This window comes from Salicibibacter kimchii (genome assembly GCF_003336365.1).
GTDB classification, from domain to species: Bacteria; Bacillota; Bacilli; order Bacillales; family Marinococcaceae; genus Salicibibacter; species Salicibibacter kimchii.
This window is the reverse complement of sequence record NZ_CP031092.1, coordinates 2,303,019-2,317,000: the sequence shown is the minus strand read 5'-3', so window position 1 is coordinate 2,317,000 and position 13,982 is coordinate 2,303,019. Positions and strand designations below refer to the sequence as shown.

The window sequence follows — 13,982 nt, the reverse complement described above, 5'->3', positions numbered from 1 at the left end:
TTATGCTATGTAAAATGGTGCCGGCCAGAGGAATTGAACCCCCAACCTACTGATTACAAGTCAGTTGCTCTGCCAATTGAGCTAGACCGGCAAGATGGTGGAGGGTGACGGGCTCGAACCGCCGACCCCCTGCTTGTAAGGCAGATGCTCTCCCAACTGAGCTAACCCTCCACAAAATCGCCAGGCGACGTCCTACGCTCACGGGGCGTTGCCGCCCGATTACCATCGGCGCTGAAGAGCTTAACTTCCGTGTTCGGCATGGGAACGGGTGGGGCCTCTTCGCTATCGCCACCTGACTGGGGGAGACATTCTCCCAAAACTGAATAACGCTTTCGTTTGACCACTACCGGGGGACCCATGTGTGGATAAACCGTTTGACCGATTAGTATCTGTCAGCTCCACGTGTCGCCACGCTTCCACACCAGACCTATCTACCTTATCGTCTTTAAGGGGTCTCGCGGGAAATCTCATCTTGAGGTCGGCTTCGTGCTTAGATGCTTTCAGCACTTATCCGATCCACACGTAGCTACCCAGCCATGCTCCTGGCGGAACAACTGGTACACCAGCGGTGTGTCCATCCCGGTCCTCTCGTACTAAGGACAGCTCCTCTCAAATTTCCTGCGCCCGCGACGGATAGGGACCGAACTGTCTCACGACGTTCTGAACCCAGCTCGCGTACCGCTTTAATGGGCGAACAGCCCAACCCTTGGGACCGACTTCAGCCCCAGGATGCGATGAGCCGACATCGAGGTGCCAAACCTCCCCGTCGATGTGGACTCTTGGGGGAGATTAGCCTGTTATCCCCAGGGTAGCTTTTATCCGTTGAGCGACGGCCCTTCCATGCGGTGCCGCCGGATCACTAAGCCCGACTTTCGTCCCTGCTCGACCTGTATGTCTCGCAGTCAAGCTCCCTTCTGCCTTTGCACGCTACGAATGATTTCCAACCATTCTGAGGGAACCTTGGGGCGCCTCCGTTACCTTTTAGGAGGCGACCGCCCCAGTCAAACTGCCCACCAGACACTGTCCCTGAACCGGGTCACGGCTCGAGGTTAGGATTTTCATATCGCAAGGGCAGTATCCCACCAGCGCCTCCTCCGAAGCTAGCGCTCCGGATTCCTTGGCTCCTGCCTATCCTGTACAAGCAATATCAAAACCCAATATCAAGCTACAGTAAAGCTCCATGGGGTCTTTCCGTCCAGTCGCGGGGGACCTGCATCTTCACAGGTCATATAATTTCACCGGGTCTCTCGTTGAGACAGTGCCCAAGTCGTTGCACCTTTCGTGCGGGTCGGAACTTACCCGACAAGGAATTTCGCTACCTTAGGACCGTTATAGTTACGGCCGCCGTTTACTGGGGCTTCAATTCGGACCTTCGCCCTTTTGGGGCTAAGCCCTCCTCTTAACCTTCCAGCACCGGGCAGGTGTCAGCCCCTATACTTCGTCTTTCGACTTCGCAGAGACCTGTGTTTTTGGTAAACAGTCGCTTGGGCCTTGTCACTGCGGCTCCCGCAGGCTTGCACCCGCAAGAGCACCCCTTCTCCCGAAGTTACGGGGTCATTTTGCCGAGTTCCTTAACGAGAGTTCTCCCGCGCGTCTTAGAATTCTCATCCCACCTACCTGTGTCGGTTTGCGGTACGGGCACCGATGACCTTCCTAGAGGCTTTTCTCGGCAGCGGAGGATCAGGGACTTCGGTACTCATTTTCCCTCGCGGTCACGCCTCAGCCTTCTCGTTGGGCGGATTTGCCTGCCCAACAGCCTCGGACGCTTCGACGCGCTTTTCCATAAGCGCGCTCTCCCTACCTTTCTGCGTCCCCCCCTTCGGTCCAACAGCCATCGGTGGTACTGGAATTTCCACCAGTTATCCATCGCCTACGCCTTTCGGCCTCAGCTTAGGCCCCGACTAACCCTGAGCGGACGAGCCTTCCTCAGGAAACCTTAGGTTTTCGACGGAAGGGATTCTCACCCTTCTTTTCGCTACTCATACCGGCATTCTCACTTCTGTACGCTCCAGCCGTCCTCTCGGTCGACCTTCTCTGCCTACAGAACGCTCCCCTACCACCCGACACTACGTGTCGGGTCCACGGCTTCGGTGATGGGTTTAGCCCCGGTACATTTTCGGCGCAGCGTCACTCGACCAGTGAGCTATTACGCACTCTTTCAATGATGGCTGCTTCTAAGCCAACATCCTGGTTGTCTAAGCAACGCCACATCCTTTCCCACTTAACCCATACTTGGGGACCTTAGCCGGTGGTCCGGGTTGTTTCCCTCTTGACGACGGATCTTAGCACTCGCCGTCTGACTCCCGGAGAACAAGTCGCTGGCATTCGGAGTTTGACTGAACTCGGTAATCCTGTAGGGACCCCTCATCCAATCCGTGCTCTACCTCCAGGACTCTTTCCTCCGAGGCTAGCCCTAAAGCTATTTCGGGGAGAACCAGCTATCTCCGTGTTCGATTGGCATTTCACCCCTACCCACCCCTCATCCCCGTAATTTTCAACTTACGTGGGTTCGGGCCTCCAGTCGGTGTTACCCGACCTTCACCCTGGACATGGGTAGATCACACGGTTTCGGGTCGACGTCGACGTACTCACTCGCCCACTTCAGACTCGCTTTCGCTGCGGCTCCGTCTCTTCAACTTAACCTTGCACGTCATCGTCACTCGCCGGTTCATTCTACAAAAGGCACGCCATCACCCATGAACGGGCTCTGACCACCTGTAGGCACACGGTTTCAGGTTCTCTTTCACTCCCCTCCCGGGGTGCTTTTCACCTTTCCCTCACGGTACTGGTTCACTATCGGTCACTAGGGCGTATTTAGCCTTGGGAGATGGTCCTCCCGGATTCCGACGGGATTTCTCGTGTCCCGCCGTACTCAGGATCCACGCCGGAGAGGACAGTGTTTCGCGTACAGGGCTCTTACCTTCTGCGACGGACCGTTCCAAGTCGCTTCCGCTACACCGTCCCTTTATCACTCCATATGGCGTGTCCTACAACCCCAAGCGGCAAGCCGCTTGGTTTGGGCTACCTTCCGTTTCGCTCGCCGCTACTCAGGAAATCGCGTTTGCTTTCTCTTCCTCCGGCTACTAAGATGTTTCAGTTCGCCGGGTTTGCCTTCATCTGCTTAATCTGTTGGGCAGATGATCTTCTCCCATGACGGAGAAGGGGTTCCCCCATTCGGACATCTCCGGATCCACGCATACTTACAGCTCCCCGAAGCATATCGGTGTTCGTCCCGTCCTTCATCGGCGCCTAGTGCCAAGGCATCCACCGTGCGCCCTTCCTTGTTTAACCACATTAGGAATGGGTCTTTCTAAGAAACGCTCGTTTCTTGTTGACACCCGGTGTGTGTCGTTTCAAACTTACTCGCGTTATTCAGTTTTCAAAGAACGTCTTGTTTGAGCAGTTGCCCGCTCAAAACTGAATGAAAGCCGAAGCGCTTGCCTCCGGCCCTTCGCTTGGAAGGGCCGATAAGCTCCTTAGAAAGGAGGTGATCCATCCCCACCTTCCGGTAGGGATACCTTGTTACGACTTCACCCCAATCACCAGCCCCACCTTCGGCGGCTGCGTCCCATCAGGGTTCGCTCACCGACTTCGGGTGTTGCCGGCTCTCGTGGTGTGACGGGCGGTGTGTACAAGGCCCGGGAACGTATTCACCGCGGCATGCTGATCCGCGATTACTAGCGATTCCAGCTTCATGCAGGCGGGTTGCAGCCTGCAATCCGAACTGAGAACGGCTTTTGCGGGGATTCGCTCCACCTCGCGGCTTCGCTGCCCGTTGTACCGTCCATTGTAGCACGTGTGTCGCCCAGGCCATAAGGGGCATGATGATTTGACGTCATCCCCGCCTTCCTCCGGTTTGTCACCGGCAGTCAATGTCGAGTGCCCAACTTAATGCTGGCAACGACATTCAAGGGTTGCGCTCGTTACGGGACTTAACCCAACATCTCACGACACGAGCTGACGACAACCATGCACCACCTGTCACTCTGCCCCAAAGGGGAAACCTTGTCTCCAAGGCGATCAGAGGATGTCAAGGCCTGGTAAGGTCCTTCGCGTTGCTTCGAATTAAACCACATGCTCCACCGCTTGTGCGGGCCCCCGTCAATTCCTTTGAGTTTCAACCTTGCGGTCGTACTCCCCAGGCGGAGTGCTTATTGCGTTTGCTTCGGCACTACGGGTATCGAAACCCCTAACACCTAGCACTCATCGTTTACGGCGTGGACTACCAAGGTATCTAATCTTGTTCGCTCCCCACGCTTTCGCACCTCAGCGTCAGTCACAGACCAGAGAGTCGCCTTCGCCACTGGTGTTCCTCCACATCTCTACGCATTTCACCGCTACACGTGGAATTCCACTCTCCTCTTCTGTACTCAAGTGCGACAGTTTCCAATGCCATTCCGGCGTTGAGCGCCGGCCTTTCACATCAGACTTGCCGTACCGCCTGCGTGCCCTTTACGCCCAATAATTCCGGACAACGCTTGCCCCCTACGTATTACCGCGGCTGCTGGCACGTAGTTAGCCGGGGCTTTCTGGTGAGGTACCGGCAAACTCCCGGCATTTCCTCCAAGAGCTGTTCTTCCCTCACAACAGAGCTTTACGATCCGAAAACCTTCCTCACTCACGCGGCGTTGCACCGTCAGGCTTGCGCCCATTGCGGATGATTCCCTACTGCTGCCTCCCGCAGGAGTCTGGGCCGTGTCTCAGTCCCAGTGTGGCCGATCACCCTCTCAGGTCGGCAACGCATCGTCGCCTTGGTAGGCTTTGATCCCACCAACAAGCTAATGCGCCGCGGGCCCCTCTTCGAGCGACGGCCATCGACCGTCTTTCTCCCCTCTCGCAGGCGCGAAAGAGGACGTATGCGGTATTAGCACCGGTTTCCCGGTGTTATCCCGCACTTCAAGGCAGGTTGCCCACGTGTTACTCACCCGTCCGCCGCTGGCCTTCCGGAGGTGCAAGCACCTCCGGAGGCCCGCTCGACTTGCATGTATTAGGCACGCCGCCAGCGTTCGTCCTGAGCCAGGATCAAACTCTCCATAAAAAGTTCCGCTTCGCACACGGGGGTGCGCGTCGCGCTGACTCTTGCTTTAATATATTCGTTCGCTTGGCTTTCATTCAGTTTTCAAAGGGCAAATGATGATGTCGCTTTTCCTTACGGCGACTCTTATAATGTTACCACCATCAAAAAATGATGTCAACAATTTTTTTTATAAATGTTGTTGGGCTTTGTTGCCCAAGGCAACGACAAATAAAAATATACCACCTCACGACGTTTATGACAAGGGTAAATTTCTACAATTTTTAGCGCTCGGATGCGCAAGCGATCCACTGCTTCTAAAATACTGACTTGATGGGGGTTGCCGCCATTAGTAGAGAGTGCCCGCTACAAAATGTGTTTGCTGGGTTCTTTTACCACCGTGTTATTTCGAAGCGAAATGGAAGCCACGACGAACTGAATATGCACACTGCATTAGCGCTAAAACCAATGCAGTGTCTTTTTTAATCCTTGGCTTTCATTTGCGGGAACAAAAGTACATCGCGGATCGACGAGGAATTTGTCAGCAACATGACGAGGCGATCAATACCGATCCCTAATCCACCCGTAGGGGGCATCCCGTATTCCAATGCTTCCAAAAAGTCCTCGTCCATCATTTGCGCTTCGTCATCTCCGCGTTCTCGCGCTTTGACCTGTTCTTCAAACCTTTTTCGTTGATCTACAGGGTCGTTTAATTCCGTAAAGGCATTGGCATGTTCCCGTCCAACGATAAACAATTCAAACCGGTCCGTAAAACGGGGGTCTTCTGCATTCTGACGTGCCAACGGAGAGATGGCTACCGGGTGGCCATAAACGAATGTAGGCTGCACGAGCTTCTCTTCCACGAGTTGCTCAAAGAACTCATTTACGATATGACCAAATGTCATATGATTGTCCACTTGGACGCGATGCTCTTTCGCAAGTTGATGGGCTTCCCCATCGCTCATTTCTGCCCAGAAATTCACACCTGTTTCTTCTTTTATCAAATCTGCCATGTGGACGCGGCGCCATGAGGGAGAAAGATCAATCGTTTCATCGCCATATTGCACCTGCATTTCCCCATGGATATCTTTCGTGATATGAGCGATCAAATTTTCCGTTAAGGACATGATATCCCGGAAATCAGCATAAGCCTCGTATAATTCAATCATCGTGAATTCAGGATTGTGTCTTGTCGAGACACCTTCATTTCGAAATACACGCCCGATCTCATACACTTTTTCAAGGCCGCCGACAATTAAACGTTTCAAATGAAGTTCAATCGCGATTCGCATATAAAGATCAATGTCCAATGCGTTATGATGTGTGACAAATGGACGAGCAGAGGCTCCGCCGGGGATTTGGTGCATCATCGGCGTTTCAACTTCAAGAAAACCTTGAGCGTCCAAATAGCGGCGCATCGATTGTAAAATTCGCCCTCGTTTGATGAACGTTTCCTGAACGTCCGGGTTTACGATAAGGTCAAGGTAACGTTGTCGGTAACGATGTTCGATATCCTTTAATCCGTGGTGTTTGTCCGGGAGCGGACGCAATGATTTTGTAAGCAGATGAAAATCATTAGCCTTAACGGATAATTCTCCAACCTTCGTTTTGAAAGCGGCTCCCTCAACAGCGACAATATCACCGATATCACAGGACTGAAATCGCTCGTACTGGTCTTCGCCGACGGCATCCTTGCGGACGTACAATTGTATTTGACCGCTGAGATCCTGAATGTGGGCAAAACCGGCTTTCCCTTTTCCGCGCTTGGTCATCAAGCGACCGGCAACAGCTATCGCCTCTTCCCCTTCTTTTTCTTCCAATTCATCTTTGCTGTATTCGCCATAGGACTCGTGCATCGCTTCAGCTGTATGGGTGCGATCGAAACGTAAACCAAACGGATTATACCCTTGTGCTTGCAACTGTTGCAATTTTTCAAGACGCACTAGCATTTGATCATTTTGCTGATTGTCCTTTGTCATATCATCATCTCTCCTTTCCAGAACGAAACTGCCGGTTGCTGAAACGGGTCAAGACAACCGGCGCCACTCCTCGATCCTATAAAAAGCTGCCAGCCTAAGCACTGGCAGCACACTTCTTCCCGCTGTTAGCCCACTGCTTGTCCCGGTAATAAGCGCCCGCAATCCCGGGCCCCGGAAAAGCGGGCATCTAACACCCCGATTGCGACGCACAGGAGGTGTTAGTGCCGGCATTGCCACAGGACGTAGCGGTGTTGTCGGCTTCCCTACCAGAGAAAAAGCCCCTCTGATGGAAGTTTCCCTTTATCCCGTTGGTAAGCGCCCGCGATTCCGGAGATCAGACTTCGGAAGCCGGGAGTTGGAAGATTATTCTTTATATCTCGAAAAAGGGCTTTCCGACCTCTGGCCTCTGAAATCTGACTTCCGTCTATTGCACAGCGGCCACTTCTTCCAAGTCCTCGACAAATCGGTACAAGACATCTGCCACTTCATCTCTATGGTCGAGTTCATTAATCTTGCCCCGCACTTTTCCATTGCCGCGCATCCCTTTCAAATACCATCCTGCATGTTTTCTCATTTCACGAACCGCAATCTTTTCGCCTTTTAAATCAATCAAACGATCCATATGAAGCATACAGACGTCTATTTTTTCTTTGGCGTTAGGTTCATCGGGTAACGAGCCATCTTCCAAATATTTCACCGTACGGTATAACATCCACGGATTGCCTAATGCTGCACGTCCAATCATCACGCCATCAACACCAGTTTCCTCAAGCAAACGTTTGGCATCTTGAGGGGTATTGACATCCCCATTTCCGATTACGGGAATGTTCACCGTCTCTTTCACTTCCCGAATAAGGTCCCAATCCGCCAAACCTTCATACATTTGATAGCGCGTCCGGCCATGCACCGAAACTGCTTGACCTCCTGCCGACTCCACCGCCCGCGCGTTTTCAAGCACATAAACATGATCGTCGTCCCAGCCGGTCCTCATCTTCACGGTCACCGGTTTTTGTACATTGCGGACGACCACGTCGACCATATCATAAATTTTATCAGGATCGAGCAACCAGCGTGCCCCGGCATCGCATTTCGTCACTTTCGGAACCGGGCAGCCCATATTAATATCGATAATATTTGCGTTCGTTTGCTGATCAACCACTTGAGCAGCGGCAACGAGCGATTCTTTGCTCCCCCCGAAAATTTGCAAGCTGAGGGGTTTTTCCCGTTCATCCACATATAGCATTCTCATGGATTTTTCATTCTCATGTAAAATAGCCTTGTCGCTGATCATTTCGGCACAAACAAGGCCGGAACCAAACTCCTTGGCAATTAAACGAAACGCGGGGTTGCTTACACCGGCCATAGGCGCAACAACCACTTGGTTTTCCATTTTAATATTTCCGATTTGTAACATGTATCTCACCGACTTTGATCCTCAAATTGATTTTCACCCAACAACTCTTCCATCGAAACGTCCAAAAGATCGGATGCACGTTTAATAAAATCTTCTTCCGCCGGTCTTGTTCCGCGTTCGATTTCACCGACCACAGAGACGGACATATGCATTTTCTTGGCAAAGCTTTGCTGGGTATAGCCTTTCAATTTTCGAAAAGCCCGAACTCTTCCCCCTGCCCTTGTCGTTTCCATAATCGGACTTCCTTTCTAAGTCTTTCCGGCATTGAATATAAAAGATGCTCGATCGTTTGTTTATCAGTCGGAATTACTTCTCGAGGAGCTATTTCTGCCATGGGAACGAGCACAAAAGCACGCTCGTGCATACGCGGATGAGGGATGCACAACCCATTCTTCTCCATATTCTCATCGTTAAATAAAAGAATGTCAAGATCCATCGTTCTCGGACCGTTTCGTTCCTTGTTCCGAACGCGGTCCAACCGTAACTCGATCGATTGCAGTTTTTCCAATAAACCATCAGCGGGCTCATCGGTTTTTACCGCGATAGCCATATTAAGAAAATAAGGCTGTGATTCAACACCTACCGGTTCGGTTTCATAGATCGATGACACCAAGCCTATTCGGATCGCCTGCTCATGACTCATTTCTCTTAGAGCTTTCTGCAGATACCCGGCCCGGTCCCCCATATTGGAGCCGAGGGCAACATAAGCGGTATTCATTTACCGATCCCTCACAATTTCAATCGCAACATGATCATAATGGCCGGGGATGGGAGGGTCAGGTTTTATTACTTTCACCGTTGTCCGTGCCACAATGGAAAAAACCTTCAGCATTTGTGCGGCTACTTCTTCGGCAATCGATTCTACCAAGTTATACGTTTGCCCTTCCACGACTCGTTTTGTTACTTCATATACCTCTCCATAATCAACGCTTTTCCTGATATCATCACGGTCGGTTGCTTCCTTTAAATCAGCTTCCAATACAACATCTACTGTAAAACGCTGTCCGAGCTTATTTTCTTCCGGAAAAACACCGTGGTACGCGTAGAATGTCATGCCTGTCACAAACACCTTATCCAAACGGGACCCCAACCTTTCCTTTTCCGAGCATGGCGTCCATCATCTGTACCGTTCGTGCCATTTCTTTCACGTCATGCACGCGCACGATATCGCAACCGCGTTCAATGCCAAGGCTTACCGTCGCTCCGGTGCCTTCTACACGTTCATGAGCCGGGAGGTTGAGCGTTTTGGCTATGATTGATTTTCGGGATGTCCCCAATAAAACCGGATAGCCAAGCGCCACAATTTCATTCAAACGACGCATCGTTTCCAAATTATCCTCGTGTGATTTCCCGAAACCAACTCCGGGATCAACAATGATGTTGGAATGTTTCACCCCGGCGGATGTACAGATATCGATGCTTTCCTTCAAATCAGCAATAATCTCCGGAATAAGATCATCATAGGCCGGCTTTTCCCGATTATGCGTCAGAATGATGGGCACTTGGGCTTCCGCTGCAACTACTGCCATTTGCTTATCGTATTTAACGCCCCAAATGTCATTAATCATATCAGCGCCTGCGCCTACCGCCTGTCTAGCCGTTTCAGCTTTATACGTATCAATCGAAATCGGGACATCAACGGCGTTAGAAACAGCACGAATCACCGGCAACACCCGGGAAAGTTCATCTTCCACAGACACCGGTTCAAAGCCGGGACGTGTGGATTCACCGCCGATATCAATCATATCAGCACCCTCTGCCGTCATTTCCCTAGCTCTTGTCACCGCCTGATCAACATTACGATAAAAACCCCCATCGGAAAATGAATCGGGGGTTACATTTAACACACCCATCACCATTGTTTTTTTGGAAAAATCGAGTGTCCAAGTATCTCCATGAATTAAACGTTTGCTACCCATTATCTTAATCCCTTCTTTGCAAATCCGAATGTCATGCCTTTTAGACATGCCGGTCTTTCAATTAAACGCCCAAAAGATCAAGAGTTGTATACGAAGTCAACCATTGGGCGAGCATCTCTTTTCCATGTTCGGACATGATCGATTCCGGGTGAAATTGGACGCCCTCCGTCGGATGGCTACAGTGACGAAAACCCATCAGTTCTCCTTCTTCCGTCCAAGCCGTTCTTTCCAGGCAATGAGGCAGAGAATCCGATTCCACCGTTAAAGAATGATACCTCATGACTTCCGTTTCCTGAGGAATCCCTTTATACAATGTTTGATTATCATGCATCAAACGGGAGGTCTTTCCGTGCATCAACCGGGACGCCCGTACGACTTTGCCGCCGAAAACTTGACCAATAGCCTGATACCCCAAGCAAACGCCGAGAACGGGAATCCGGCCGCTAAAATACCGAACCGCTTCCAGTGTGATTCCGGCTTGGTCAGGATCACAGGGCCCCGGCGATATCACTAACCGGTGCGGTTGCATCTCCGCGATCTCCTTCACCGACGTTTCATCGTTACGCTTCACCAAACATTCTTCACCTAGTTCACCCAAATATTGAACGAGATTATACGTAAATGAATCATAATTATCAATCACAACTATCATCTCTTCTTCCCTCCGCTCGTCTATACTCCTCTCATAACTCCTTTATAGTTTATCATTGACAGAAGGGGCGTTCAATGACCGGTTTCTTAATTTTAAAAGCAAAAAAACCGGAGAAACAAGGCTCAGCACTTGTTTCTCCGGTAGGAAGATAAGCAAACATCTCATTACTCATCATCAAACTGATAAAGGGGTGTACTTAAATAGCGTTCACCGTTAGATGGGATCACGGCGACGACTTTCTTCCCTTTTCCTTGCTTTTTAGCTTCTTCCAAAGCTACATAAAGCGCAGCGCCGGAAGAAATGCCACCGAGAATACCTTCTTCACGAGCTGCACGTCGAGCGTATTCAAAAGACTGCTCGGTTGTTGCTGTCGCAATTTCATCATAGATTTCCGTATCCAAAATTCCCGGCACAAACCCGGCACCAATGCCTTGGATTTTATGAGGTCCTTTCTCGCCACCGGACAACACTGGTGCGTCCGCCGGTTCGACAGCAATGTTCTTAAGGTTCGGATAGTGTTCTTTTAATAGTCGACCGGCACCGGTGATCGTACCGCCTGTACCTATCCCGGCTACGAATGCATCGATTTGCCCGTCCACTTGTTCAAGCAATTCCCGGCCCGTCGTTTCCCGATGAATATCCACGTTGGCCTGATTCTCAAACTGCTCCGGTACAAAATAACCCTTTTCTTCTGCCAATTCATTGGTTTTACGGATGGCTCCGCCCATTCCCTCGGCTCCGGGTGTGAGCACGAGCTCGGCACCGTATGCTTTTAACAAGTTACGGCGTTCCTGACTCATTGTGTCCGGCATGACAAGAAGGGAGCGGTACCCTTTGGCAGCAGCAACCATCGCGAGCCCTATACCTGTATTTCCACTGGTCGCTTCTATAATCGTGTCCCCGGGGTTTAGCTCCCCTTCCTCTTCAGCCCTTTCAATCATGGCCAAGGCGATACGGTCTTTCACAGAACTTCCCGGGTTGTAAAATTCAAGCTTTACATAGACATCGGCATCGTCCTCTCCCGTTAGTCGATTTACCTTCACGAGAGGGGTGTCCCCAATTAATTCAGTGATGGAATGGACCACTTTGCTCATCGTTTTTCCTCCCCTTAATTCCTAGTATGTTTATTGGTATTATATTCATAATAACGGAATCGGTTACGTTTGTCAATGAGATAAGACTGCCGCCTGTGCTTCAACGGGATTACCTTTCCCCTTGTTTCTCCTGAGCCAACGCTTCTTCTTTCAATTGCATTAAATCCTCAGCGCTAAATTGATAATGGGCATGGCAAAAATGACATTCCGTGTCTGCGCCATGATCTTCCGTGATCATCGATTGGATTTCCTCGCTTCCCAACCCGACCATCGCACGTCCAATACGCTCCTTTGAACATGAACATTTAAACTGCACAGGCATGTTTTCCAAAAGTTGATAATCTCCGCCTGTGACCGTTTCAATGATACGTTCCGGGTTGTACCCTCGTTCAATTAATTTGGAGATTGGCGGAGCAGCATCAATTTGTTTCTCCATATGATCGATGACTTCTTCTTCTGTTTCGGGTAAAACTTGTACGATAAATCCTCCTGCAGCTAAAACAGAATGGTCCGTATCAACAAGAACACCTAGCCCGACAGAGGAAGGCACTTGTTCCGACGTTGTGAAGTAATACGTGAAATCTTCTCCCAATTCCCCCGAGACAATAGGGGAATGACTGGTAAACGTTTCTTTCATACCTAGATCTTTGGCAACAGCTATATGTCCACTATGTCCAACCGCACGGGCAACATCAAGTTTGCCAAAACGATTTAATTCAAAATGAACCTTGGGATTATACACATATCCTCTTGTATTTCCTTGGGCCGTGCTATCGACGATGACCGGGCCAAGCGGGCCGTCCCCTTCCACTTTTACCGTAAGTTTGTCGTCCCCGCTCATCATCGCTCCCATCATCGTGGAGACGGTCATCGTCCGGCCAAGTGCGGCCGAAGCCGTAGGATAAGCTTGGTGACGTCGAACAGCCTCGTTCACCATATTAGTCGTTATCGTCGCGTATACGCGCACTTGTTGTTCAAAAGCTGTTGCTTTTATAAGATAATCTTGCAAATGAATAGCCCTCCTTTATCCCCTTCGTATGCCTCTACTCATCGAAGTGCTCAACGATTATTTATTTTTATCATAGATCATCTTCAATCCTTTTAGCGTCAAATATGCATCAACGGTATCAATCGAAGCAGCGGATTGGCCGATTAATTCCGACGGTCCCCCTGTGGCAATCACCGTTGGTTCTTTTACTGCTTGTGCCTTCATCCGATTAACGATTCCGTCAACCTGTCCAATATATCCATAGAAAATTCCCGATTGCATCGCGTGCGTGGTATTTTGACCAACAACGGATTGGGGCGTTGCAATTTCAATATGCGGCAACTTGGACGCGTGGGTGTACAAGGCATCTGTTGATATTGTAATCCCGGGGGCGATCGCCCCTCCTACGTAATTTCCTTTTTCATCGATAAAACAAAAGGTCGTAGCTGTCCCGAAGTCAACGATGACGAGAGGGGTTCCATATGCTTCAACGGCTGCTACTGCATTAACAATACGGTCAGCACCAACGTCACGCGGATTGTCATACAAAATGTTTAACCCCGTTTTGATGCCTGGACCAACGATCATGGGCGTTTGCTTAAAATATTTCTGAGCCATATGTTCAAATGCGAACATGAGCGAGGGAGCGACGGACGATATGATCACTCCTTCAATCTTTTCAACGGCAATCTGCTTATTTTCAAGGAGCGTGCATAGTAATACGCCATATTCATCCTCGGTTCTGTCGTGATCCGTTGAAATTCGCCAATCGTTCAACAGGTGCTGCTCCTCGTATACCCCAAAAACAATATGTGTATTCCCTATATCTATAACAAGAATCATAGGCTCAACCCTTTCCGATTTTCTGGAGAAATGGAGTTCTCGCCAAGAGCGGGAACGATCATCGAAAAATCGTGTTAGA

At 50.4% G+C, this 13,982-nt stretch carries 10 protein-coding genes, 2 tRNA genes and 3 rRNA genes; all 15 read right to left on the bottom strand.

The annotated features are described in order from the left end of the window. Positions 1 to 15 precede the first annotated feature (15 nt). Positions 16 to 91: transfer RNA gene (locus tag DT065_RS11730), tRNA-Thr, on the bottom strand. A gap of 4 nt (positions 92 to 95) precedes the next feature. Continuing rightward, a tRNA-Val gene (locus DT065_RS11725) sits at positions 96 to 171 on the bottom strand. 8 nt (positions 172 to 179) lie between these two features. Further along, positions 180 to 296 (bottom strand): 5S ribosomal RNA (rrf, locus tag DT065_RS11720). Between the two features lie 65 nt (positions 297 to 361). After that, positions 362 to 3,291 (bottom strand): 23S ribosomal RNA (locus DT065_RS11715). A 189-nt stretch (positions 3,292 to 3,480) separates the two neighbouring features. After that, a 16S ribosomal RNA gene (locus DT065_RS11710) occupies positions 3,481 to 5,038 on the bottom strand. The 16S, 23S and 5S rRNA genes sit together here with 2 tRNA genes alongside, the layout of an rRNA operon. 458 nt (positions 5,039 to 5,496) lie before the next feature. After that, positions 5,497 to 6,993, bottom strand: coding sequence for a lysine--tRNA ligase (gene lysS / locus DT065_RS11705; protein WP_114373569.1), 1,497 nt, complete (start codon positions 6,991 to 6,993; stop codon positions 5,497 to 5,499). A gap of 424 nt (positions 6,994 to 7,417) precedes the next feature. Next, a complete protein-coding gene (gene dusB, locus DT065_RS11700; protein WP_114376272.1) occupies positions 7,418 to 8,407 on the bottom strand; it encodes a tRNA dihydrouridine synthase DusB in 990 nt (329 codons plus the stop codon). A 5-nt stretch (positions 8,408 to 8,412) separates the two neighbouring features. Then, complete coding sequence (locus DT065_RS11695) at positions 8,413 to 8,640, bottom strand: helix-turn-helix domain-containing protein (protein WP_114373567.1); 228 nt, start codon at positions 8,638 to 8,640, stop codon at positions 8,413 to 8,415. Then, positions 8,592 to 9,125 carry a 2-amino-4-hydroxy-6-hydroxymethyldihydropteridine diphosphokinase gene (folK, locus tag DT065_RS11690; RefSeq protein WP_114373566.1) on the bottom strand — a complete coding sequence of 178 codons (534 nt, stop codon included), beginning with the start codon at positions 9,123 to 9,125 and terminating at the stop codon, positions 8,592 to 8,594. Before folK ends, DT065_RS11695 begins: the two co-directional genes overlap by 49 nt. Further along, positions 9,126 to 9,485: a dihydroneopterin aldolase gene (gene folB, locus DT065_RS11685; RefSeq protein ID WP_114373564.1), complete on the bottom strand. Its 360-nt coding sequence runs from the start codon at positions 9,483 to 9,485 to the stop codon at positions 9,126 to 9,128. Beyond that, positions 9,478 to 10,326 carry a dihydropteroate synthase gene (gene folP / locus DT065_RS11680; RefSeq protein ID WP_114373563.1) on the bottom strand — a complete coding sequence of 283 codons (849 nt, stop codon included), beginning with the start codon at positions 10,324 to 10,326 and terminating at the stop codon, positions 9,478 to 9,480. The genes folB and folP overlap by 8 nt, the downstream gene beginning before the upstream one ends. Positions 10,327 to 10,387: 61 nt before the next feature. After that, entirely contained in the window at positions 10,388 to 10,978 is a 591-nt protein-coding gene (locus DT065_RS11675) for an anthranilate synthase component II (protein WP_114373561.1), read from the bottom strand. A 164-nt stretch (positions 10,979 to 11,142) separates the two neighbouring features. Further along, the gene (gene cysK, locus DT065_RS11670) at positions 11,143 to 12,072 is read right to left on the bottom strand and encodes a cysteine synthase A (RefSeq protein WP_114373559.1); all 930 of its coding nucleotides are present in this window, start codon (positions 12,070 to 12,072) and stop codon (positions 11,143 to 11,145) included. Between the two features lie 109 nt (positions 12,073 to 12,181). Then, on the bottom strand, positions 12,182 to 13,081 hold the full coding sequence (hslO, locus tag DT065_RS11665; RefSeq protein ID WP_114373557.1) for an Hsp33 family molecular chaperone HslO: 900 nt from the start codon (positions 13,079 to 13,081) through the stop codon (positions 12,182 to 12,184). Positions 13,082 to 13,138: 57 nt separating this feature from the next. Beyond that, entirely contained in the window at positions 13,139 to 13,903 is a 765-nt protein-coding gene (locus DT065_RS11660) for a type III pantothenate kinase (RefSeq protein ID WP_114373555.1), read from the bottom strand. Positions 13,904 to 13,982 lie beyond the last annotated feature (79 nt).